This window comes from Sorangium sp. So ce394 (genome assembly GCF_051474665.1).
GTDB classification, from domain to species: Bacteria; Myxococcota_A; Polyangia; order Polyangiales; family Polyangiaceae; genus Sorangium; species Sorangium cellulosum_D.
The window spans coordinates 9,306,255-9,328,298 of record NZ_CP150339.1 but is presented as its reverse complement, the minus strand read 5'-3'; the positions used below and the strand labels follow the sequence as shown (position 1 = coordinate 9,328,298).

The window sequence follows — 22,044 nt, the reverse complement described above, 5'->3', positions numbered from 1 at the left end:
ATGAGCAAAGTCCGGGTCTACGAGGTCGCCAAGCAGCTGAACATGGACCAGAAGACGCTGGTCGCGCTCTTCCAGTCCATGGGTATAGGCGACGTGCGCAACCACATGAGCGCCGTCGAGTCCGACGTCGTCGAGCGGGTTAAGCGGCACCTCGAGCGACAGAAGTCGCCTGAGGTGGTGGAGGAGCGGATCCGTCCGACCGTCGTGAAGCGCCGCGCCCGGCCCGGGGCTGAGCCCGAGCCGGCCGAGGCGCCCGTGCGCGCCGTTCCGGAGCCGGCGCCCTCTCGGCCTGTGGCTGCGTCCGCTCCGGCTTCCCCGCCGCCCGAGCGCGCTGCCCAGGAGGAAGCGCCGGTCCGTCGCCCCGCTCCGCCGCCGCCCGCCGCTCCCGTCGCAGCGCCCCCGGCGCCGGCTCCCGAGCCGGTGGTCGCCGCGACCCCGCGCGAGCCTGCGCCCGCGCCCGCGCCCAGCGCGCCTGCCCCGGCAGCGCCGCCCGTCGCGGCTGCGCCCCCCGCGCCGGAAGCGCTGCCGCCCCCGGCGGCTCCCGCTCCCGCAGCACCCGCGTCTGTCGCGGCGTCCGCGCCCGCGCCCGCGGAGGAGACGAAGGTGACCTCGCCCGAGCCGAAGCCTGCTCCGCCCACCGCCGCTGCGGCGCCGTCCGCCGCTGCGGCGGCGCCCGCCGCCGCTACGCCCGCGCCCACCGCGGCGCCCGAGCCTGCGCCCGCCGCGGCTGCTCCCGCGGCGCCTGCGCCGGCTCCGGCGCAAGCGGCCGCTCCCGCGGCGCCCGCCGCGCCTGCCCCGGCGCAGGCCGCTGCGCCCGCGCCGGCCCCGGCGAAGCCCGCGGCTGCTGCGACGCCCGCGCCTGCCGCGGCGCCTGCTCAGGCCCGGCCGCAGGCTGCGCCCTCGGCGCCGGCGCCCGCTCCGGCGCAGGGGGCCTCTCGGCCGACGCAGCCGCCCCCCGCGGGGCAGCGGCCGGGTGCTCCGGCGCAGTCCGCGGCCCGCCCCGGCGCGCGGCCGACGCAGCCGCCGGCGTCCGCGCCCGCGGCCACCGCGGCCAAGCCGGAGGAGGCGGCGCCCGCGAACCAGGCGCCGCGCCGCCCGTCCTCGCCGCCGAAGACCGGCATCGAGGTGTGGCAGGGGCGCCCCGGCGTCACGATGCCCGCCGCCCGCACCGGCACGCCGCCGGCGCGGCGCACGACCTACGATCCGCGCGCCAACGCCCAGCAGGCGCGCCCCGGCGGCCCCAGCTTCGGTCCGGGCGGCCGGTCCATGCCCGGCGGCCGGAACGCTCGCCCGGGGACCTTCGGGCGGCAGCGCCCGGGGGGCGGCGCGCTGCCGCGCAAGCCGGTCCAGGTCTCCACGCAGGAGATGGCCTCGCACAAGAAGGTCATCAAGATCGAGGAGCAGGTCACCCTCCAGCAGCTCGCCGCGAAGATGAGCCTGAAGGCCACCGACGTGCTCATGCGGCTCCTGTCGATGGGCATGACGGGCGTGAACATCAACAGCACGCTCGACGCCGACACGGCGAAGATCCTCGCGAGCGAGTTCGGCTGGAGCGTCGAGGACGTGGCCGTCAGCGAGCAGGACACGCTGACCGCGGCGATGCAGGCCGGGGTCGACGCCGACGAGGACGTCGAGATGCGTCCGCCCATCGTCACCGTCATGGGCCACGTCGACCACGGCAAGACGTCGCTGCTCGACCGGATCCGGAAGGCCACCGTCGCCGAGGGCGAGGCGGGCGGGATCACCCAGCACATCGGCGCTTACCGCGTCGAGACGCAGCGGGGCACGATCGCCTTCCTCGACACGCCGGGCCACGAGGCGTTCACGGCGATGCGCGCCCGCGGCGCGTCGCTGACCGACATCGTGATCCTGGTGGTCGCCGCCGACGACGGCGTCATGCCCCAGACCAAGGAGGCGATCTCGCACGCCCAGGCCGCGAAGGTGCCGATCATCGTCGCGGTCAACAAGATCGACAAGCCGGGCGCCGACGCGGACAAGATCAAGCGCGACCTCGCGGCGCTCGGGCTGCAGCCCGAGGAGTGGGGCGGCGAGACGATGTTCTGCAGCGTGTCGGCGAAGATGGGGCAGGGCATCGACCAGCTCCTCGAGTCGGTCCTGCTCCTCGCCGAGGTCCAGGACCTCCGCGCCAACCCGAAGAAGCGCGCCAGCGGCACCGTCATCGAGGCGCTGCTCGATCGCGGCCGCGGCCCGGTCGCGCGCGTCATGGTCCAGGACGGCACGCTCCGCACGGGCGACATCCTCCTGGCCGGCGCCGCGTGGGGCAAGGTCCGGGCGATGACCGACGAGCTCGGGCGCTCCGTCGCCGAGGCCGGCCCCGCGACGCCCGTCGAGGTCCTCGGCCTCAACGAGGTGCCGAGCGCGGGCGATCCCGTCCACGCCGTCAAGGACGGGAAGACCGCGGAGGAGATCGCCGAGACCCGCCGCAAGAAGGCGTCGAAGACGCTGATCCCGCAGGACTCGCGCGTCTCGCTCGAGTCGATCACGAAGAACCTGCAGGAGGCCGATCAGCTCGAGCTCAAGCTGATCATCAAGGGCGACGTGCAGGGCTCGGTCGAGGCGATCACCCACGCGCTGGCGAAGCTCTCGACCGAGAAGGTGAAGGTCACCATCGTGAACGGCGCCGTCGGCGGCATCACGGAGGGCGACGTCAACCTGGCGGTCGCGTCGAAGGCGGTCATCGTCGGCTTCAACGTCCGGCCTGCCGGCAAGGCCGGCGCGCTGGCCGAGAACGAGGGCGTCGAGATCCGGCTCTACAACATCATCTACAACGCCGTCGACGACATCCGGAGCGCGATGGAGGGTCTCCTCCCCGCGACGAAGGTGGAGAAGGTCCTCGGCCGCGCCGAGGTCCGCCAGGTCTTCAAGATCACGAAGGCGGGCACGGTCGCCGGCTCGATGGTGATCAACGGCTCGGTGAAGCGCACCGGCGAGGCGCGCCTGATCCGGGACAACGTCGTCATCTGGACGGGGCGCCTCTCGGGGCTGCGCCGCTTCAAGGACGACGTGAAAGAGGTGGTCGAGGGGTTCGAGTGCGGTATCTCGCTCGACGGCTACTCGGACATCAAGGAGAAGGACATCGTCGAGAGCTTCGAGATCGAAGAGGTCAAGACGAAGCTCTGAGCCCGTAGATGTTCGTCGGCGTCCTCCGTCTCCGCCTCGATATCGTCGGGGCCCGCTCCCTCAAGGACAAGCGCAGCGTGGTGCGCTCCTTGAAGGAGCGGGCGCAGAGCCGGATGCGCGTGTCGATCGCGGAGGTCGGCGTGCTCGACGATCCGCGGCGGGCGACGCTCGGCGTCGCGGTCGTCTCGAACTCGGCGGCCATGTGCGACCGGGTCCTCGCGGACGTGGCCGCGATGGCCGGGTCGCTGCCCCACGCCGTCCTCACCGACCGGGCGACGGAGATCGTGCCGTTCGGCGAGGGGGGAGCGGGGGTGCAGGGCGGCATCGAGCAGGCGCTCGGCCGCGGGGAAGATGATCTGGGAGCGGCCTCGGACAGGTTCGAGGACGCAGAGGACGACGAATGAGCGGCACGGTGAAGCGGGCGACGCGGGTCGCCGAACGGCTCCGCGAGGACCTGTCCAACCTGCTCCGGGAGCTGCGCGATCCGCGGATCGCCGGGGTGCTCGTGTCGCGCGTGGAGATCACCGACGACCTGCAGAGCGCGAAGGTCCACGTGCGCCACGAGTTCGGCGCGGAGGACGCGGCGTCCCGCCGCGCCCTGCTCAAGGGGCTGGAGGCGGCGTCCGGCCGGCTGCGCAGGGACGTCGCCCGCACCATGGGCCTGCGCGTGGTGCCGACGCTGCGGTTCTTCTACGACGAGGGCCCCGACGCCGAGCGGCGGATCGAGGAGCTGCTCCGGGAGATCAAGGACGACGCGGGCGAGGGCCGCTCGTAGCGCCGGGGCCCGGCGGCGCGGCGCGCGGCTCGGACGGCGCGGCGCGTGGCTCGGACGGCGCGGCGCGCGGCTCGGGCGCGATCACCGCGAGACGAGCCGCTCGATCGCCTGCGCGGGCTCGAGGTCGAAGCGCCACGGCCCCATCTTCGTCGGGGCGTCGAGCGCCGTCTTCAGCGCGCGGAGGAACTCGCGCCGCGGCCACTCGACGGCGCCGAAGCGATCGAGGTGGTCGGTGTACACCTGGCAGTCCACCAGCGCGAAGTCCCAGGCGACGAGGTTCCCGAGCAGCGTCGCGAACGCGACCTTCGAGGCGTCGGGCGCGCGCGCGAACATCGACTCGCCGAAGAACATCCGCCCCAGCGACACGCCGTAGAGCCCGCCGACGAGCGCGCCGTTCGACCAGGCCTCGATGCTGTGCGCCACCCCGGCGGCGTGCAGCGCCGTGTACCCGCCGATGAGCTCCTCGGTGATCCACGTGCCGTCCTGCCCTGGCCGCGGCGTCGCGCTGCAGGCCCGCATGACGTCCGCGAACGCCGTGTCGGTCCGCACCTCGATCCCGCCGCGGCGCACCCGCTTGCGCAGCGAGTGCGGGACGTGCGCCTCGCGCGGCGGCAGGACGAAGCGCGGATCCGGGGAGAACCAGAGCAGCGGCAGCCCCTCGTGGGGCCACGGGAAGATGCCCCGGCGGTAGCCGGCCAGGAGCCGCTCCGGCGAGGCCTCGCCGCCCACGGCCACGATCCCCTCCGGGGTCGCGCGCTCGGGCGGGGGAAAGTCGAGCTTGCTCGTGAGCACCGGGACGCGCATCGCTGTGGGATCGAATCCTCCCACCGGAGCACGCGGTTGCAAAGAGGCGCCCCGCGCGCGCGCCGTGTGCTCAGGAGGCGCACACATAGTCGGAGCCCTCGACGAAGCCGCGCGCGGCGAGGTGCTCGCGGATGAGCGCGCGCGCCCCCCGCGCCCCCACGGCGACGACGACGGTCTGCGCGCCCCGCGAGAGCCGCGACGGATCGACGATCGGCGCCCCCTGCGCGATCCGGCCGATCTTGCGCGGATCGATGTCGACGAACCGCTCCGGCCTCACGCCGTTCCGGGCGAGCGCCCTCGCCAGCCGCCTGCCCGTCTTGCCCGCGCCCCACACCGCCACGGGGCGCGCCGCGCCCAGCTTCCTCGCGAGGTAGTGCGCCTTGGCTTCGAGGAACCGCGCGATCGCGTACCGCGGATCCGCGAACGTCGCGCGGCCCTCGCGGTGCCGCCAGCGCAGGCCGAGCTCCGGGAGCTTCGCCATCCGCGCGCCGGCGGCGTCGAGGCGCAGCCACAGGTCGTAGTCCTCCGCCCAGGGGGCCTCCCGGAACCCGCCGACCTGCTCCAGCGCGCTCCGCCGCAGCATCACCGACGGGTGGCACAGCGGGGACTCCACGAACATCTCCCGCGCGTGATCCTCGGGGGTGAGGATCGAGTTCAGCCAGTCGACGTAGCGGAGCATGCCCTCGCCGACCGGCCCGGCCGCGAACGCCTCCACGCGGGTGCCGACGACGGCGAGCCGCGGATCCCGCCGGAGCGCCTCGGCCTGGCGCGCGAGGCGCCCGCCGACCGAGATGTCGTCGCCGTCCATGCGCGCGAAGAGCTCGCCGCGCGCCGCCTCGGCCGCGCGCGCGAGCGCCCGCGCGATGCCCACGCCGCCGGTCGCGACCGGGACCACGCGGCGGTCGCGCCGCGCGAGGCGCGCGACCGTGGCCGGGCCGGCGTCGGTCGAGCCGTCGTCCACGGCGATCACCTCGAGGTCGACGTCGCGCTCGGCGAGCACGCTCTCCAGCGCCTCCTCGATGGTCGCCTCCGCCTGCCGGTACGGGAGCAAGACGGAGACGAGCGGCGCCACGCCGGGACCATGGCGGCGCGCCGGCGCAGCGTCCACAGGAAGGGCGCGCCGCCGGCGCGGCGTCCACGGCAAGGGCGCGCGCCGCCGGCGGCGGCCCCGGGTCAGAGGTCGCGGGCCAGCCGGATGCCGCTCATCTGCCACCGCGCGTCCGGCGGGAAGAAGTTCCGGTACGTCGCGCGGAGGTGCGTCGCCGGGGTCGCGCACGAGCCGCCGCGGAGCACGAGCTGGCTGCTCATGAACTTGCCGTTGTACTCGCCGAGCGCCCCCGGCCACGGGCGGAACCCGGGGTAGGGCGCGTACGCGCTCGACGTCCATTCCCACACGTCGCCGAAGAGCTGCCGCGGGGCCCCCGGCTGCGGCGGCGCGCCCGCGGGCTCCGGGTGATAGCGCCCGCGCTCGGCGAAGTTCCCCTCCAGCGCCGCCTCGCCCGGCGCGGCGCCGCCGGCGACCTCCCCCGCGGCGGCGAGCGCGCCCTGCGCGGCGGTCTCCCACTCGGCCTCGGTGGGGAGCCGCGCGCCTGCCCAGCGGGCGTAGGCGTCGGCCTCGTAGTGGCTCACGTGGCAGACGGGCTCGTCGGCGTCGAGCTCGCGGAGCCCGCGCAGCGTGAACAGCTGGAGCCCTCCGTCGCGCTGCTCCCAGTAGAGCGGCGCCTCCCACCGGTTCGCCACGACCGCGTCCCAGCCGCCCGACAGCCAGAGCTCCGGCCGCGCGTACCCGCCGTCTCGCAGGAACTCGAGGTACTCGCCGCACGTCACCGGCCGGTCCGCGAGCGCGAACGCGCCGACGAACACGCGGTGCCGCGGCGCCTCGTTGTCGAACGCGAACCCGCCCTCGCCGTGGCCGATCCAGCGCACGCCCTCGGCGTGCTCGACGAAGCGGAGCTCCCCGGCCGCGCCGCCGCGCCGCCCCGGCGGCGCGCCGCCGAAGATCGCGGGGCGCAGCGGGTTCTGCGCCATCGCGTGCTTCAGATCGGTCAGGAGGAGCTCCTGGTGCTGCTGCTCGTGGTGCAGCCCCACGTCGATCGTGAAGGCGAGCTCGAGGTGCAAGCCCGCGGCGATCTCGTCGAGCAGCGCGCGCATGTGCTCGTCCACGTGGCGCCGGTAGCGGTAGGTCTCCTCGACGGTCGGGCGCGACAGGACCCCGCGCCGCGGCCGGCTGTGCCGCTCGCCCACGGTCACGTAGTACGAGTTGAAGAGGTACCCGAACTGCGGGTGAAAGGGCGCGTACCCGGCGCGCTGGCCGAGCACGAACGCCTCGAAGAACCACGCCGTGTGCGCGAGGTGCCACTTCACCGGGCTCGCGTCCGGCATCGACTGGACGACGTAGTCCTCGGCGCAGAGCGGCGCGCAGAGCGACTCCGTGAACGCCCGGACCGCGTCGTACCGCGCCCTCAGCCCGCCCGCGACGCGCTCTGCCTGTTCCATCGCGCTCCCCTGAGGTCCTTCGTCTCCGCGAGAGATGCCGCCGCGGCGCGCGGGCGCCTAGCGCTTCTTGAAGTCGCCGAGGTGCGTGATGTACCAGCGGCCCTGCCACGAGATGATCGTGTGGACGTCGAGGCTCGCCGGCTTGCCGTCGAGCTCGTATTTCAGCTTGCCGTGGAACGAGCGGTAATAGCCGATCTTGTTGACCTCGTCGCCGGGCGGCACCCACTTCGGCCTGGAGCCGACCTCGAAGCCGACGAACCGCGCGCCCTCCCAGCTCTTGCGCTTCCGGTGCATCGCCTTCACGTCGTTCGCGTAGGCGGCGTGGAGGTTGTCCCAGTACTTGCCGGGGTCCTTCACGTCCTTGAGCGGGATGAACGGCTCCTTGGGGAACCAGAACGGGTCGGCCAGCGCCGGCTCGTTCTTCACGATGGCGTCGAACAGCGCCCTCGCCCGCGCCGTGAGCTCCTCGCTCTCGAGCGGCGGCAGGATCTTGTTCGTCGCGATCGCGGTCGCATCGGCGCCGGCCGGCGGCGATCCAGGCGGGGGCGCGCCGTCCGTCGCCGCCGCGTCGGCGGCCGCGCTGGCGCCCCCGTCCTGCGTCGGCGACGGCGCGCCCGCGTCCTCCGGCTGCGGCGCCGGCGCCGCGCCGGACGACGCGGGCGCGCCGGCGGCGTCCGTCGCCGACGCCGTCGGGGCGGCGGCGGGCGACGAGGGCCGGGCGCTCTCGGCGGGCCGGGCGTCCGGCGCCGGCGTGGGCGCCGCGCACCCCGCGATCACGGCGAGCGCGCCCGCGACGACCTGCTTCATCATGCGCGTGCCCTATCGCAGCGCCCCGGCGCCGACAAGCGACGCCGAGGCGCGGCCGCGCGCCGGATCCGCCCGGCGGCGGGCCCGGCTCACTTCTCGACGATGATGAACTGCACGCGCCGGTTCTTGGCCTTGTTCGCGGGCGTGACGTTCGGCGCGACCGGGCGGTCCTGCCCGTAGCCCTTCGCCATGAGGCGCGAGCCGTCCACGCCGGCCCGCATCAGCCAGGCGCGCACCGAGTTCGCGCGGGCCTCGCTGAGGGTCTGGTTGTGCTCGCGCCCGCCCGTGTTGTCGGTGTGCCCCTGGATCTCGACCTTGCGGATGTTCGGGTTCCGCTGGAGCACGTCCGCGATCTCCTCCATCAGCGCGTTCGAGTCGCCCAGGATCTTCGCCGAGTCGGTCTCGAAGTGGATCTGCCGCGAGATCTTGATCTCGTTGCCCTGCACCTTCACGAGCGAGACCTTCGGCCGCTTGTTCACCGTGAGCGCGGCGCGCGTGTCCTCGCTCGTGCGGACGTCGGCCTGGTTGACGTGGTTCATGTAGCCCTGCGCCTCGACCTTGAGCGTCACCGCGCCGGCCGGCAGATCCGGGAAGCGGAAGGCGCCGCTCGCGTCGCTCGTCGCCGTCTGCTCGCGGCCCGCCGCGTCGGTCAGCCGGATCGTCGCGCCGGCGACCGCGTCCCCGCTCTCCGCGTCCTTCACCGTCCCGACGACGTTGCCCGTCTTGGGCAGCGCCTCGAGCGAGCAGTCGACGTCCACGAACGTCGGCCCCTGCGGCGGCGCCCCGCTCGGTCCGGCGCCGGGCAACCCCGGCTGCGGGCCGAAAGGATCGGGCTGCCCGGGCTGCGGGCCGAACGGCCCCGGCTGCGGGCCGAACGGGCCCGGCTGCGGGCCGAAGGCGCCCGGCTGACCGGGCTGCGGACCGAAGGCGCCGGGCTGCCCCGGCTGCGGACCGAAGGGCTGCCCGGGTTGCGGACCGAAGGCGCCCGGCTGACCGGGCTGCGGGCCGAAGGCGCCAGGCTGTCCCGGCTGCGGACCGAACGGCCCGGGATGCGGACCGAAGGGCCCCGGCTGCGGGCCGAACGGCCCCGGCTGCCCAGGCGCCGCGCCGCCGGCGAGGATCGTCGCCTGGCACGTGCCCGGCTTGTAGCCGTTCGCCCGGACGCTGAACGTGTACGTCCCCGGCTCGAGGTGCCGCGTGAGGAAGCGGCCGTCCGGCCCGGTCGCGTACGGCGGCTGGGGCACGCCCTCGATCGTCACGATCGCGTCCGCCACCGCCGCGTCGGGCCGGTTCTGCTCGTGCACGAAGCCGCGCGCGAACGTCTGCGGCGCGGGCACGAGCTGCGGCGGCTCCTTGATGATCTGCGGCGCAGGGGCCGGCGGCGGCTCCTTCTGCTTCGTGTCGTAGGCGTAGCCGATCCCGAGGTACAGCGTCCACGGCGCCTGCGGCGCGACCTCCTCGATGAACACAGAGGTCGCCGACAGCCCGAGGTCGAACGCCGCGTGCCCGGAGAGCCCGCGGAACGCCTTCTGGAACGGCGTCACCCGCACGCCGAGCGACAGCCGCGACGGCGCCGCGGCGTAGCCCGGTCCGCCCTGGCTCTGCGGGTCCGGGGACGCGAAGTCGTCGAGCCCGAGACAGACGTCGCCGCGCGACACGCGGCTCGTGTGGCACTCGTAGCCCTGCCGGTTCACCGGGATGTCGAGCGTGTACTCGAGGTACGGCTGCACCTTCGGCAGCGGCACCTCGACGCCGAGGTGGGTCTGGAAGAAGTCGACCCGGTTGATGCCGAGCCCGAACCGCTCGATGCGCGAGATCGGCTGCCGATCGCGCCCGTCGGTGAACGCCTTGGCCCGCTCCTTCTCGACCTCCTCCACGACCTGGCCGGAGTTGTCGAGCTTGTAGCCGAGGTTCAGGTTGACCCGCAGCGGGAACCCCTTGCCCTGCGGCTTGCGCAGATCGAGCGTCGCGAGCCCGCGGAACACCGCGCTCGTGCCGCCGCCGGCGAGGCCGACGTCGCCCGTGCCGTTGAGCAGGAGCAGCTGCGCCTCGCCGCCGAAGGTGAGCGGCTTGCCGATCTTCGGGGGCGTGAACGCCTTCACGCCGAACGTCGTGTCGCCGAGCACCTGCAAGAGCCGCGGGCGGCCCTGATCGTTCGCGTTCGCGAACGTGCGGATCGCCGCGTAGCCCTCGAGGAAGGGCAGGGGGGTCGCGTTCAGCGCGAAGAGCGCCCCCACGTGGCTCGCCGAGTCCTCCCGCGCGTCGGGGCCGCAGGTGATCGGGTGGCCGGCGAGCGTCGACTCGGCCGGATCGCAGAGGAAGCCGCTCGTCGAGAACCAGTCGAGCAGGAACGACACCCGGAAGGTGCCCGGCGCGCCCGAGCCCGCGTACGACGTCCTGAGGAGGCCCGTCGAGCCCCACAGGTTCGGCTGCGCGGTGAGCGAGAGCGCGCGCTCCTCCTCGTCCCACGCGGTGGAGCGCGGCGCCGTCGCGCTCGCCTGGGCGCCCTGCTCGCCGACGGACGCCTGCGCGCCGAACGAGAAGCTCGCGTCCGGCGGCGGCTGCCCCGGCTGCCCGAACTGCGGCGGCGCGTCGCCCGGGAAGCCCGGCTGCGGGCCGAAGCCCGGCTGCGGGCCGAACTGGGTCGGAGGCGCGTCGCCCGGGAAGCCCGGCTGCGGGCCGAAGCCCGGCTGCGCCGGCTGGGGGCCGAACTGGGTCGGCGGCGCGTCGCCCGGAAAGCCCGGCTGCGGGCCGAAGGGGCCGGGCTGCGCGGGAGGAGGCTCGGGCCCGAACGGCCTGGGCGGCGCCGGCTGGCCCGGAAGCGGCTGAGGTCCGAAGGGCGGCTGCGGCTGCTGCGCCTCGGCAGCGCCCGCGAGCGTGAGCGAGCCGACGAGCGGCAGCGCCGTGAGCGCAGCGCGCCGGGGCCTGTCGCCGAACACCTTCCGAAGCGTATGCATCGAGCCTCATCCGCGAGATCGAACAAGGAAACGCCCGCCAATCGGGACGGTGGGGACCTCGCGCGCGGCCCGTTGTACCATCCCGGGCGGCCCACGAAACAGCGGTTTTCGTCGATGGCAGATCCCCGACGAGCCGCGCCGCAGGGCTCGATAAGTGTGGCCTCACCGCGGCGAGGCGCGGATCGTCGGGCCTCCGTCGCGCCTCGTCGCGCCTCGTCCGGATTGCGCGCTCCGGCGCCCGGCGACCCGGTCGCAAACGTGCTCGGCCGCGGCGCCCCGCTGCCCCGGCGCCGCTCGGCCGGGCCGCGCAGCTGCCCAATCCGGCGGGCGCGCATGCTAGGAAAGGCCATCAACATGGCATCCCGGGGGCGCATCCTGATCGTCGACGACGAGGCCAACGCGCGCGCGGCGCTCTCCGAGATCCTCCGCGAGGAGGGGTACACCACCGAGACCGCGGCCGACGGCTTCAAGGCGCTGGGCAAGCTCGAGGAGTTCGCGCCGGACGTGGTCCTGACCGACCTGAAGATGCCGGGGCTCGACGGCATCCGGATGATGGAGAAGGCGCAGCTCGCGCTGCCGGACGCGACGTTCGTCGTCATGACGGCGTTCGGCACCATCTCGAGCGCGGTCGAGGCGGTGAAGAAGGGCGCGTACAACTACCTGACGAAGCCGCTCGATTTCTCGGTGCTCGCGGTGGTGGTCGAGCGCGCGGTGGAGCGGGCGCGGCTGCTCCAGGAGAACTCGCGGCTGCGCGAGCGGCTGCGCGAGCGCAACGCGTTCGGCCACGTGATCGCGAGCCACCCGAGCATGGTGAAGCTCCTCCGGCTGGTCGAGCAGGTGGCGCCGAGCCGCGCGAGCGTGCTGATCGTGGGGGAGACGGGCACGGGCAAGGAGCTCATCGCCGAGATGATCCACCGCGCGAGCCCGCGGGCGAAGGCGCCGCTCGTCCGGCTGAACTGCGCCGCGTTGAGCGAGTCGCTCCTGGAGAGCGAGCTGTTCGGCCACGAGCGCGGCGCCTTCACCGGCGCCGTCGGCCGCCGCGAGGGCCGCTTCGAGCAGGCGAACGGCGGCACGCTGTTCCTCGACGAGGTGAGCGAGATCCCGCTCGCCACGCAGGTGAAGCTCCTGCGCTTTTTGCAGGAGCGCACGTTCGAGCGGGTGGGCGGCAACGAGACCCTGAAGGTCGACGTGCGGATCCTCGCCGCGTCGAACCGCGACCTGCGCCAGCGCATCGCCGAGGGGCTGTTCCGCGAGGATCTCTACTACCGGCTCAACGTCGTCACCCTGGAGATCCCGCCGCTCCGCGAGCGCCGGAGCGACATCCCCGAGCTCGCGACGTTCTTCCTGGGCCGCTACGCCCAGGAGAACGGCAAGCGGATCGAGGGCTTCACGGACGAGGCGCTGTCGGCGCTGACGAGCTACTCGTTCCCTGGCAACGTGCGCGAGCTGGAGAACGCGATCGAGCGGGCGGCGGTGCTCTGCGACGGCGCGCGCATCGAGCCCCGGCACTTGCCGGCGCAGATGTCGTCCGAGCCGGCCGAGGCGTCCGACGCGATGCCGCGCGTGCCGGGGAGCACGATCTACGATCTGGAGCGCTACGCGATCCTGCGCACGCTCGAGGCGTGCAAGGGCTCGACCTCGAAGGCGGCGACGATCCTCGGGATCAGCCCGCGCAAGATCCAGTACAAGCTGCACGAGTACAGCGCGGCGACGGCGCGCGGCCGCGCGCGGCCGGGGGACGGCGCGCCGGGCGAGGGCCCCGACGGCGAGGAGGGCGCGTGAGCGGCGGCGAGGCGATCATCGAGGAGCGCGGCGAGCGCGCCGCGCCGTCCCGCTCCGGCGGGGAGGCGCCGGGCGGCGAGCTGCTGATCGACGTCCGCGGCCTGCTGAAGACGTTCCGGGTGGGCTTCTTGCGCCGGCGTGCGGTCGAGGCGGTCAAGGGGGTGAGCTTCGGCGTGCGCCGCGGCGAGATCTTCGGCTTCCTCGGGCCGAACGGCGCCGGCAAGACGACGACGATCAAGATGCTGACGGGCCTCATCGCCCCGACCGGCGGCGAGGCGTACCTGTTCGGCGCGCGCGTCCCGTCGCCCGAGGCGCGCCGGAAGATCGGCTTTTTGCCGGAGAACCCGTACGTCTACCCCTACCTCACCCCGCGCGAGTTCGTGGAGCTCTGCGGCCGCCTGTCCGGGATGCGCGGCGCCTCGCTGCGCCGGCGGACGATGGAGGTGCTCGATCAGGTGAAGATCGCGTACGCCGCGGATCGGCAGGTGCGCCGGCTGTCGAAGGGGATGCTGCAGCGCACGGGGCTGGCCGCCGCGCTGGTCGCCGATCCCGAGATGCTGATCCTGGACGAGCCCATGAGCGGCCTCGATCCGGTGGGCCGCAAGGAGGTGCGCGATCTCATCTTCGCGGAGCGCGATCAGGGCCGGACGATCTTCTTCTCGACGCACATCCTGAGCGACGTCGAGGCGATGTGCGATCGCGTGGCGATCCTGCGCGAGGGCCAGGTGGTGGTGAGCGGCGCGATCCGCCAGCTCCTCCGGGGCGACGTGCTGCGCACCGACGTCATGCTGGCCGGCGCGCCCGAGTCGCTCCTCGAGGAGCTCGGCGCGCTGGGCTTCGCGACCACGCGCCGCGGCGACGTCGTGGTGGTCGACGTCGAGGGCGAGGCGCGCGTGCGCGAGGTGCTCCAGCGCTCGCTCGCCGCGGGCGCGCAGGTGGTCGAGGTGACGCCGCGCCGCGAGACGCTGGAGGACCTCTTCATGCGCCGCGCGCTGTAGAGCGAAGGCCGCCGGCTTCGGATACGGGCCCATCTCGACGTTTTCGGTGCTCAGCGTGCTGGAGCACGCTTGCGCGCCGAAAACGCCGATCTGGGCCCGTCTCCTGTGCGGGCGGCCTTCGCTCTAGCCAACGCCGGGCATCCCTCGGACAACGGTAGGCCCCCGGAGAGGGTGTCCGCTGGGCGGGGTGGGGGATGGGCCGATGTTTGAGGCGGAGACATGGGTCATCCGGCTTGCCGGATGGCCCATGTCTCCGCCGAGTTCGGCGGGGCCCCCACCCCGCCCAGCGGACACCCTCTCCGGGGGCCGGGCAGGCCCAGCGGACGCCTCTCCGGGGGCCGGGCAGCCCTGGCTACGCCGTGGCCCCCGCCACGTCCTGCTTGGCCGCCTCGATGATCTCGAGCGCGTACGCCCCGATGGTCGACGCGTCCTCGCCCTCGACCATGACGCGCAGCTTCGGCTCCGTCCCGCTCCACCGCACGAGGATGCGCCCCTTGTCCCCGAGCGTCTTCTCGATGCGATCCACCGCGACCCGCGTCCGCTGCATGCTGTCGAGCGGCAGCCGCGTCGGGAACGTCGCGTTCTCCAGCACCTGAGGCACCCGCTGCATCGCCTTCGACGCGAGCTCGCTCAGCGGCTTGTCCTCCTCCATCATGATCGCGAGCACCTGCAGCGCCGCCACGATCCCGTCGCCCGTCGTCGCGTGGTCCAGGAAGATGAGGTGCCCCGACTGCTCCCCGCCGAACGAGTAGCCGCCGTTCCGCATCGCCTCCACCACGTAGCGGTCCCCGACCGCCGTCCGCACCACGTGCCCGTTCTGCGCCTTGAGCGCGCGCTCGAGGCCGAGGTTCGACATCACCGTCGTCACGATCGTGTTCCGCGGCAGCTTCCCGGTGCGCAGCATCCTGAGCGCGCAGAGCGCCATGATCGCGTCGCCGTCCACGACCTCGCCGCGCTCGTCGACCATGATCACCCGGTCCGCGTCGCCGTCGAGCGCGATGCCGATCGCCGCGCCCCGCTTGAGCACCTCGGCCTTCACGTGCTCCGGGTGCAGCGCGCCCGTCTCGCGGTTGATGTTGCGCCCGTTCGGCTTCACGCCGAGCGCGGTCACGTGCGCGCCGAGCTCGGTGAACACCGACGGCGCCACGCGGTAGGCCGCCCCGTGCGCCGCGTCGACCACGATCTTCACGCCGTCGAGCGACAGCGCCGTGGGGAAGGTGCTCTTGCAGAACACGACGTACCGCCCCCGCGCGTCGTCGAGCTTCACCGCGCTGCCGATCGCCGAGCCCACCACCCGGGCCTCGTCGAGCTCGTGGCTCTCCATGAGCCGCTCGATCTCCTCCTCCGCGGAGTCGGGCAGCTTGTAGCCGTCGGGCCCGAAGATCTTGATGCCGTTGTCCTGGTACGGGTTATGGCTCGCGCTGATCACCACCCCGGCGTCGGCCCGCATGCTCTGCGTGAGCTGCGCGACCGCCGGCGTCGGGATCGGCCCGCTCAGCATCACGCGGCCGCCCATCGCGCACACGCCGGACGCGATCGCCGTCTCCAGCATGTAGCCGGACAGCCGCGTGTCCTTCCCGATCACCACCCGCACCTGCCGCGACTTCCCGTGGCTCGCGACGAAGGCGATCGCGCGCCCGAGCCGCAGCGCCATCTCCGGCGTCATCGGCGGCTGGTTCGCCACGCCGCGCACCCCGTCGGTGCCGAAGAGCTTGCGCCCAGCGGAGGCCTGCTGCGGTGCGCCCGTCGCCGACGGAGCGCCCTCCCTATGATCCTTCTTGGTGTGCTTCGGCACGGTCCCTCTCTCGTGGTTTGGGCTGAGGAGACCACCCTTAGCAACCTTTGCCAAGACAGCCTACGGCCAACTGCCGGCGCGGCGACCGCGGCGCGTGTTCGTCGCTCTATCTATCTATCGCTCCGCTCTACCGCGTCACCTCGCCGCCTCCGGCGGCGCTTCGTTGTTGCGCCGCGCCGCCTCGTTGCTCAGGCGCAGCAGGGCCGACCCCTGCGCCGGCGCGCGCAGATCCCGCCCCCGCGTCGTCCCCGCGGCGCCGCGGGGCGCCGGCAGGAGCGCGTTGACCAGGCCCATCAGCCGCACCGTCATCTGCGGCGCGACGCCGTGCGCCCAGCTGAGCAGGTGCGAAGACAGCCCGAGCTTCACCTCGGCGCGCCCCTCGCGCGCCGCCGCCACCACCCGCCGGGCCGCGCGCCGCGCGTCGATCGTCGCGAGCGGGATCGACGAGGCCAGGCCGAACCAGCCGAACTCGCGCCGCGGGTCGCCGCCGAACTCGGCGTTGTAGATCGACCCCGTGCGCATCGGCCCGGGGATCACCGTCGTGACCCGCGGGCCTCGCGCGCTGCCGTAGGAGAGCTCGGCCTGGAGGCTCTCCGAGAAGCCCATCATCGCGAACTTCGACGCGTTGTACCCGAGCAGGTGCGGCACCGCGACGCGCCCGCCGATCGACGTCACGTTCACGATCCGCGCCGCGCGCCCCTGCTTCTCCAGGTGCGGCAGCGCGCGCCGCGTCGCGTAGACCGCGCTCCAGTAGTTCGAGCGCATCGCCTCGTCGAGCTCCTCCACGCGGAGGTCCTGCATCGGCGCCACCTGGATCACGCCGGCGTTGTTGACGAGCACGTCGATCCGGCCGAACGCGCGCGCCACGCCGTCGATGAACGCCTCGGCCGCGGCGCGATCGCCGAGGTCGCACGCGACCGCGTGCACCTCGACGCCGAGCGCCCGCAGCCGCTGCTCGGCCAGCTCGAGCGCCCCCGGGTCGCGGCCGGCGATCGCCACCCGGGCGCCGTGCCGGCCGAACTCCTCGGCGAGGAGCAGCCCGAGGCCGCGAGAGCCGCCCGTGATGACCACGACCCGGCCGCGCAGATCGAGCCGCCGCAGGGCGCGGAACGCCGTCCGCGCGAGCGCGGCCGCCCCGAGGGCCGCCGCTGGGAAGAGCACCGGAGAACGCCGCTTTCTGAACGCCATGCCGCCGGACCGGCATCGCCCGTGCCAGACCGGCGCGCCGCCGCGCAGCGACGCGCCTGCACATCGCGCGGCGGCGCGCCCGCGTCAGAGCGCCACGACCGGGTCCGGCGCGATGCCGAGCAGCGCCGACCGCACCTCGCCGACCAGGTAGATCGAGCCCGTCACGACGACGAGCCCGCCCGGCCCGGCGACCTCGATCGCCCGCGCCACCGCCGCGCGCGGATCGCCGATCGGCTCGCCCGGCGCGATCGCCTGCAGCGCGTCGAGCGGCGCGGCCGCGCGGCCCTGCGGCGTCGCGTAGAGCCGCCGCTGCGTGCGCGGGGCGAGCGTCTGTAGCATTTCGCCCCACCCCTTGTCGGCCATCGCCCCGAACACGAGCGCGGTGCGCGCCGCGCCCGGGCCTTCCTCGTCGAGCCACGCGGCGAGCGCCCGCGCGCCGTGCGGGTTGTGCGCACAGTCGAGCAGGACCTGGGCGGCGCCCGCGTCGATCCGCTCCAGCCGGCCGGGCCAGCGGGCCGCGGCGAGCCCCGCCGGGAGCGCCCGCTCGACCTCGGGCCACCGGCCCGCGAGCTGCCACGCGATCCCGCACGCCACGCCCGCGTTCTCCGCCTGGTGCGCCCCGCGGAGGCCGAGCTCCACCTCGAGCGCGGGGCGCCCCGGCCCGACGACACGCGTCGCGCGCGCGGAAGGCTCAGCGCGCCCCACCGCGATCTCGCCCGCGCGCCCCACCGCGATCTCGCCCGCGCTCCCGCCGCGCTCGGCGCGCGCGACGCGGAGGCGCGGCCCGGCGGAGATCGCCAGCGCCGCGGCCTCGATCGCGGCGTCGGCCTCGGGGTCGAGCGGGCCGAGCACCACGGGCGCGCCCGGCTTGAGGATGCCCGCCTTCTCCCGGGCGATGTCGGCCAGCGTCGGGCCGAGCAGGGCCACGTGATCGAACGCGATCGACGTGATCGCCGTGCAGAGCGGCGCCGCGAGCACGTTGGTCGCGTCGAGCCGGCCGCCGAGGCCGACCTCGACGATCGCGAGGTCGACGCCCGCGTCGCGGAACGCCACGAACGCGGCCACCGTCAGCGCCTCGAAGAACGTGAGCGGCGCGGGGACCCGCTCGAGCGCGGCCGACAGCGCGCGCTCGAGCGCCGCGTCGTCGATCGGCTCGCCGTCGACGCGGATGCGCTCGGCGAAGCGGGACAGGTGCGGCGACGTGTAGAGGCCGGTGCGGAGCCCGGCCGCGCGCGCTATCGACTCGACCATCGCGCACACGCTCCCCTTGCCGTTGGTGCCGGCGACGTGCACCGCGGCGACGTCGGCGTGCGGATCGCCGAGCGCCGCGAGCGCCTCGCGCACCCGGTCGAGCCCGAGCACCATGCCCCGCGGCGCCCGCTGCCCCAGCGCCTCGAGCAGCGCCGGGAGCCGCGGCGCCGCCGGGCTCATCGCCGCGCCCGGCGATCGCCCGCGAGGTGCTGGAGCAGCGTGGCGAGGTACGCCTTCATCTCGGGGCGCGGCACGATCGCGTCGACCATCCCGTGATCGAGCAGGAACTCGGCCCGCTGGAAGCCCTCGGGCAAGGTCTGCCGGATCGTGTTCTCGATGACCCGGGGGCCGGCGAAGCCGATGAGCGCCTTCGGCTCGGCGATGTTCACGTCGCCGAGGAAGGCGAAGCTCGCCGCGACGCCGCCCGTGGTCGGGTGGAGCAGCACCGAGATGAACGGGAGGCGCGCCTTGCGGTAGCGCTCGAGCGCGGCCACGCTCTTCGCCATCTGCATCAGCGAGAGGATGCCCTCCTGCATCCGCGCGCCGCCCGACGACTGGAGGAGCACCACCGGGAGCTCCTCGCGCGTGGCGCGCTCGAACAGCCGCGTGATCTTCTCGCCGACGACCGAGCCCATGCTCCCGCCCATGAAGGCGAACACGAACGCGCCGTACGCGATGTCGCGGCCGCTCAGCCGGGCGCGGCCGATCTCGATCGCCTCCTTGGCGCGGCCCTTCTTGTGGAGCGCCGCGACGCGGTCGCGGTAGCTCTTGCCGTCGCTGAACCCGAGCGGATCGTTGGGGACGAGGTGATCGTCCCACTGGGCGAGCTCGCCGTCGTCGAGCAGGAGCCGACGCCACCCCTCGGCGTCGAGCTTGTGGTGGTGGCCGCACTGCGAGCACACCTCGAAGGTGCGGGCGAGCTCGGAGGCGTCGTGCGTGTGCGAGCAGCCGTCGCAGCGACGGAACACGCCCGCTCCCAGCGAGCGCTTCTCGCTCGCGTCGGTCGTCGGCAGGGTCTTTTCGGGCCAGGTCATCGGCGAACCCCTAGGCGCTCCGCTGCCCCATCTCCTTCACGTCGGAGGGGACCCGGAGCGTTGGTTGTGTCTTCTCCTGCACCTCTCGGGCGCTCACGCCGGGCGCGAGCTCGCGCAGCACGAGCCCCTCGGGCGTCACGTCGAGCACGGCGAGATCGGTGATGATCCGGTGGACCACGCCGCGCCCGGTGAGGGGCAGCGCGCACTCGGTCAGGATCTTGGGCGCGCCGTTCTTCGCGGCGTGATCCATGATCACGACGACGCGCTTCGCGCTCACCACGAGATCCATCGCCCCGCCCATCCCCTTCACCATCTTGCCGGGGATCATCCAGTTGGCAAGATCGCCCTTCTCGGAGACCTCCATGGCCCCGAGGATCGCGAGGTCGATGTGGCCGCCCCGGATCTGCGCGAACGACTCGGCGCTCGAGAAGATCGCCGAGCCGGGGAGCATGGTCACCGTCTCCTTGCCGGCGTTGATGAGGTCCGCGTCCTCCGCGCCCTCGGCGGGGTACGGGCCGATGCCGAGCAGCCCGTTCTCGCTCTGGAGCACCACCTCGATCCCCGCGGGGATGTAGTTGGCGACGAGCGTCGGCATCCCGATGCCGAGGTTGACGTAGTAGCCGTCCTTGAGCTCCAGCGCGGCGCGCTGCGCGATCTGTTCCCGCGTGAGTCCCATCGTGTCCCCTGTCCCGGCCCCGCGCCTAGGCGGCCGGCGCCTTGCGCACCGTGCGCCGCTCGATCCGCTTCTCGAAGCGCTCGCCCTGGAAGATCCGGTGCACGAAGATCCCGGGCGTGTGGATGTGGTCCGGGTCGAGCGAGCCGACCTCGACGAGCTCCTCGACCTCGGCGATCGTCACCTTCGCGGCCATCGCCATCATCGGGTTGAAGTTCATGGCGGTGTGGCGGTAGACGAGGTTGCCGAACCGATCGCCCTTCCAGGCCTTCACGAGCGCGTAGTCGCCGCGGATGGCCGGCTCGAGCACGTAGTCGCGGCCGTCGAACTGCCGGATCTCCTTCTTCTCGGAGTACTTCTTCACCGTGCCGTCGGGGTTGTAGAGCACCGGCAGCCCGCCCTCGCTGATGGCCGTGCCCGCCCCGGTCGGGGTGTAGAACGCGGGGATCCCGGCGCCCCCGGCGCGGATGCGCTCGGCCAGCGTGCCCTGCGGCGTGAGCTCGACCTCGAGCTCCCCGCTCAGGTACTGCCGCTCGAACTCCTTGTTCTCGCCGACGTACGACGAGATCATCTTCCGGATCTGGCGGTTCTGCAGGAGGATCCCGAGGCCGAAGCTGTCGACCCCGCAGTTGTTGGACACGACCACGAGGTCCTTCGTGCCGAGCTCGCGGAGCGCGGCGATGCAGTGCTCCGGGATGCCGCAGAGCCCGAAGCCGCCCGAGAGGATCGTGGCGCCGCCCGGGATGTCCCGCACGGCGTCCAGCGCGCTCTTGTAGACCTTGTCCATGGCCGACCGAGAGGTACCCCAACTGGCCGCGAGGCAAAAGCCTCCGCTGCGGCCGCGGTACGCCGCGACGCCGGGACGCCGCAGCGCGGCACGGGGGCCGGGCGGCGCCGGCTTCTTGGCCCGGCCCGCCGAAACCCCGTAACGCACCGGTGTGCCTCGACCGATCTCCGTGCTGTTCACGATCCTGGCGCTCTCCTTGCCCGGCGCTCCGGCGGCCGCCGCGGCGCCGGACGCCCCGGCGCGCTCTGCCGCGGAGGCGCCGGCGCGCTCGAAGGCGCGCTCTGGCGCAGGAGCGCCGGCGGGCTCGAAGGCGCGCGGGGCCGCGGGCACGCGGGCGCGCGCGCCCGCCCCGCGCGCGCGGCTCGCGAGCGACGTCGGCAAGGGCCACCGCCCCCGCGCCGGCGACGCAAGGCCGCGATCGTCCGAGCCGGCCAAGACCAAGCCGGCGCCCAAGCCGCCCGCCGCGTCGGTCGGCCACCCGAACGAGGGGCACCTCGAGGGCGGCGTGCGGCTCGACACCTCGCGCAAGGACATCCGCGTCGTGCCCGCGTACGCCCACGCCGACGTGCGCTGGGGGCTGCCGGCGCTCGTCGGCATGATCGAGCGCGCGGCGCGCGGCGTGGCCAAGCGCTTCCCGGGCGCCGTGCTCGAGGTCGGCGACCTGTCGCGCCAGCGCGGCGGCGACGTCCACCGCCACAACTCCCACGAGAGCGGCCGCGACGTCGACCTCGGCTTCTACGCGCTCGACGGCCGCGGCAAGCAGGTCCACGCGCCCTACTTCCTGCGCTTCAACGCCCGGCTCGCCTCGACCAACCTGCCCGGGGCGCGCTTCGACCTGCCGCGCAACTGGCTGCTCGTGCAGCACCTGCTCACCGATCCCCGCGCCCACGTGAGCCACATCTTCATCTCCGATCCGCTGCGGCACGCGCTGCTCGCCCACGCCAAGCGCATCGGCGTCTCCCGCGCGCTGCTCGTCCGCGCTCAGCTCGCCATGATGCAGCCGACGGGCTCCGAGCCGCACGACGACCACATGCACGTGCGCATCTCCTGCCCGAGCGCCATGCGCGGCAGCTGCATCGAGCTCGCGAAGAACGCCCCCTCGTTCCGCACGCGCGCGCGCATCGCGAAGGCGGCCAAGGGGCTCCGGACCCCCGCGTCCCCGCGCGCGGGGGCCGCGCGCGCGGGGACGCCGGAGCCCGCGCCCGCGGCCCCCGCGCCGGAGCGGCCGCGCGAGGCCGGCGCGAGCGGGCGCGACGCCGCGAAAGGCGCGCGCCGCGAGGACCCGCGCCGCGAGGACGCGCGCCGCGAGGACCCGCGCCCCGCGAAGGCCGAGCGCCGCGCCGCGCCCCGCGCGGGCGAGGCCGACGCGATCCCCCTCGCCGCCGCGCGCGCGGCGGCGCAGCAGCCCATGGGCGGCCTCGACCTGTCCTTCCTGCGGCCCTCCACGTCCCAGGAGGACGTCGAGGCCGATTCGGACGGCGCCGACGCGAGCGGCGCGCTCGACGACAGCGGCGCGCTCAAGATCACGGACTGAGCCCGCCTCCCCCGGCGCGCCA

Annotated in this window: 17 protein-coding genes; 6 read left to right on the top strand and 11 right to left on the bottom strand. The window is 74.2% G+C overall.

What is annotated here, in order from left to right; translation table 11 throughout:
- The 3 genes from infB to rbfA are packed head-to-tail and all read left to right on the top strand — an operon-like array spanning position 1 to position 3,916.
- Positions 1–3,141, top strand: a complete 3,141-nt coding sequence (gene infB, locus WMF33_RS34325) for a translation initiation factor IF-2 (RefSeq protein ID WP_437332577.1) — start codon at positions 1–3, stop codon at positions 3,139–3,141.
- An 8-nt stretch (positions 3,142–3,149) separates the two neighbouring features.
- Entirely contained in the window at positions 3,150–3,545 is a 396-nt protein-coding gene (locus WMF33_RS34320; protein ID WP_437332576.1) for a DUF503 domain-containing protein, read from the top strand.
- Positions 3,542–3,916: a 30S ribosome-binding factor RbfA gene (gene rbfA, locus WMF33_RS34315; protein ID WP_437332575.1), complete on the top strand. Its 375-nt coding sequence runs from the start codon at positions 3,542–3,544 to the stop codon at positions 3,914–3,916. Before WMF33_RS34320 ends, rbfA begins: the two co-directional genes overlap by 4 nt.
- Before the next feature lie 81 nt (positions 3,917–3,997).
- On the opposite strand, the gene aat is transcribed toward rbfA, so the two are convergent.
- The 5 genes from aat to WMF33_RS34290 form a co-directional block, all read right to left on the bottom strand.
- A complete protein-coding gene (gene aat / locus WMF33_RS34310) occupies positions 3,998–4,720 on the bottom strand; it encodes a leucyl/phenylalanyl-tRNA--protein transferase (protein ID WP_437332574.1) in 723 nt (240 codons plus the stop codon).
- A gap of 70 nt (positions 4,721–4,790) precedes the next feature.
- Positions 4,791–5,792: a glycosyltransferase gene (locus WMF33_RS34305; RefSeq protein ID WP_437332573.1), complete on the bottom strand. Its 1,002-nt coding sequence runs from the start codon at positions 5,790–5,792 to the stop codon at positions 4,791–4,793.
- Positions 5,793–5,893: 101 nt separating this feature from the next.
- On the bottom strand, positions 5,894–7,216 hold the full coding sequence (gene egtB / locus WMF33_RS34300) for an ergothioneine biosynthesis protein EgtB (protein WP_437332572.1): 1,323 nt from the start codon (positions 7,214–7,216) through the stop codon (positions 5,894–5,896).
- Between the two features lie 57 nt (positions 7,217–7,273).
- A complete protein-coding gene (locus WMF33_RS34295) occupies positions 7,274–8,026 on the bottom strand; it encodes a hypothetical protein (RefSeq protein WP_437332571.1) in 753 nt (250 codons plus the stop codon).
- An 86-nt stretch (positions 8,027–8,112) separates the two neighbouring features.
- Positions 8,113–10,980 (bottom strand): carboxypeptidase regulatory-like domain-containing protein, encoded by a 2,868-nt coding sequence (locus tag WMF33_RS34290; protein ID WP_437332570.1) that lies wholly within the window; start codon positions 10,978–10,980, stop codon positions 8,113–8,115.
- Positions 10,981–11,334: 354 nt separating this feature from the next.
- On the opposite strand from WMF33_RS34290, the gene WMF33_RS34285 reads away from it, so the two are divergent.
- Together WMF33_RS34285 and WMF33_RS34280 are read left to right on the top strand one after the other, a co-directional pair.
- Positions 11,335–12,762 carry a sigma-54-dependent transcriptional regulator gene (locus WMF33_RS34285; protein WP_437332569.1) on the top strand — a complete coding sequence of 476 codons (1,428 nt, stop codon included), beginning with the start codon at positions 11,335–11,337 and terminating at the stop codon, positions 12,760–12,762.
- The gene (locus WMF33_RS34280) at positions 12,759–13,760 is read left to right on the top strand and encodes an ABC transporter ATP-binding protein (protein ID WP_437332568.1); all 1,002 of its coding nucleotides are present in this window, start codon (positions 12,759–12,761) and stop codon (positions 13,758–13,760) included. Before WMF33_RS34285 ends, WMF33_RS34280 begins: the two co-directional genes overlap by 4 nt.
- A gap of 352 nt (positions 13,761–14,112) precedes the next feature.
- Here WMF33_RS34280 and glmM read toward each other — a convergent pair whose 3' ends face one another.
- The 6 genes from glmM to WMF33_RS34250 all read right to left on the bottom strand — a co-directional run bounded on the left by glmM (position 14,113) and on the right by WMF33_RS34250 (position 20,488).
- Positions 14,113–15,555 carry a phosphoglucosamine mutase gene (gene glmM, locus WMF33_RS34275; RefSeq protein WP_437332567.1) on the bottom strand — a complete coding sequence of 481 codons (1,443 nt, stop codon included), beginning with the start codon at positions 15,553–15,555 and terminating at the stop codon, positions 14,113–14,115.
- Between the two features lie 135 nt (positions 15,556–15,690).
- Positions 15,691–16,716 (bottom strand): SDR family NAD(P)-dependent oxidoreductase, encoded by a 1,026-nt coding sequence (locus tag WMF33_RS34270; protein ID WP_437332566.1) that lies wholly within the window; start codon positions 16,714–16,716, stop codon positions 15,691–15,693.
- 111 nt (positions 16,717–16,827) lie between these two features.
- Positions 16,828–18,174: a bifunctional folylpolyglutamate synthase/dihydrofolate synthase gene (locus tag WMF33_RS34265; protein WP_437332565.1), complete on the bottom strand. Its 1,347-nt coding sequence runs from the start codon at positions 18,172–18,174 to the stop codon at positions 16,828–16,830.
- Positions 18,171–19,028: an acetyl-CoA carboxylase, carboxyltransferase subunit beta gene (accD, locus tag WMF33_RS34260; protein ID WP_061622096.1), complete on the bottom strand. Its 858-nt coding sequence runs from the start codon at positions 19,026–19,028 to the stop codon at positions 18,171–18,173. The genes WMF33_RS34265 and accD overlap by 4 nt, the downstream gene beginning before the upstream one ends.
- A gap of 10 nt (positions 19,029–19,038) precedes the next feature.
- Positions 19,039–19,704 carry a CoA transferase subunit B gene (locus WMF33_RS34255; RefSeq protein ID WP_020738766.1) on the bottom strand — a complete coding sequence of 222 codons (666 nt, stop codon included), beginning with the start codon at positions 19,702–19,704 and terminating at the stop codon, positions 19,039–19,041.
- A gap of 25 nt (positions 19,705–19,729) precedes the next feature.
- The gene (locus WMF33_RS34250) at positions 19,730–20,488 is read right to left on the bottom strand and encodes a CoA transferase subunit A (RefSeq protein WP_437332564.1); all 759 of its coding nucleotides are present in this window, start codon (positions 20,486–20,488) and stop codon (positions 19,730–19,732) included.
- A 151-nt stretch (positions 20,489–20,639) separates the two neighbouring features.
- Between WMF33_RS34250 and WMF33_RS34245 the strand changes: the two genes are divergently transcribed.
- Positions 20,640–22,022: a penicillin-insensitive murein endopeptidase gene (locus WMF33_RS34245; RefSeq protein ID WP_437332563.1), complete on the top strand. Its 1,383-nt coding sequence runs from the start codon at positions 20,640–20,642 to the stop codon at positions 22,020–22,022.
- Positions 22,023–22,044 lie beyond the last annotated feature (22 nt).

Excerpts from the sequence above, each read along its gene's own strand:
- rbfA (WP_437332575.1), top strand. The coding sequence starts at position 3,542 with ATGAGCGGCACGGTGAAGCGGGCGACGCGGGTCGCCGAACGGCTCCGC.
- aat (WP_437332574.1), bottom strand. The coding sequence starts at position 4,720 with ATGCGCGTCCCGGTGCTCACGAGCAAGCTCGACTTTCCCCCGCCCGAG.
- WMF33_RS34290 (WP_437332570.1), bottom strand. The coding sequence starts at position 10,980 with ATGCATACGCTTCGGAAGGTGTTCGGCGACAGGCCCCGGCGCGCTGCG.
- egtB (WP_437332572.1), bottom strand. The coding sequence starts at position 7,216 with ATGGAACAGGCAGAGCGCGTCGCGGGCGGGCTGAGGGCGCGGTACGAC.
- WMF33_RS34285 (WP_437332569.1), top strand. The coding sequence starts at position 11,335 with ATGGCATCCCGGGGGCGCATCCTGATCGTCGACGACGAGGCCAACGCG.
- accD (WP_061622096.1), bottom strand. The coding sequence starts at position 19,028 with ATGACCTGGCCCGAAAAGACCCTGCCGACGACCGACGCGAGCGAGAAG.
- infB (WP_437332577.1), top strand. The coding sequence starts at position 1 with ATGAGCAAAGTCCGGGTCTACGAGGTCGCCAAGCAGCTGAACATGGAC.
- WMF33_RS34265 (WP_437332565.1), bottom strand. The coding sequence starts at position 18,174 with ATGAGCCCGGCGGCGCCGCGGCTCCCGGCGCTGCTCGAGGCGCTGGGG.
- WMF33_RS34250 (WP_437332564.1), bottom strand. The coding sequence starts at position 20,488 with ATGGACAAGGTCTACAAGAGCGCGCTGGACGCCGTGCGGGACATCCCG.
- WMF33_RS34255 (WP_020738766.1), bottom strand. The coding sequence starts at position 19,704 with ATGGGACTCACGCGGGAACAGATCGCGCAGCGCGCCGCGCTGGAGCTC.
- WMF33_RS34320 (WP_437332576.1), top strand. The coding sequence starts at position 3,150 with ATGTTCGTCGGCGTCCTCCGTCTCCGCCTCGATATCGTCGGGGCCCGC.
- WMF33_RS34295 (WP_437332571.1), bottom strand. The coding sequence starts at position 8,026 with ATGATGAAGCAGGTCGTCGCGGGCGCGCTCGCCGTGATCGCGGGGTGC.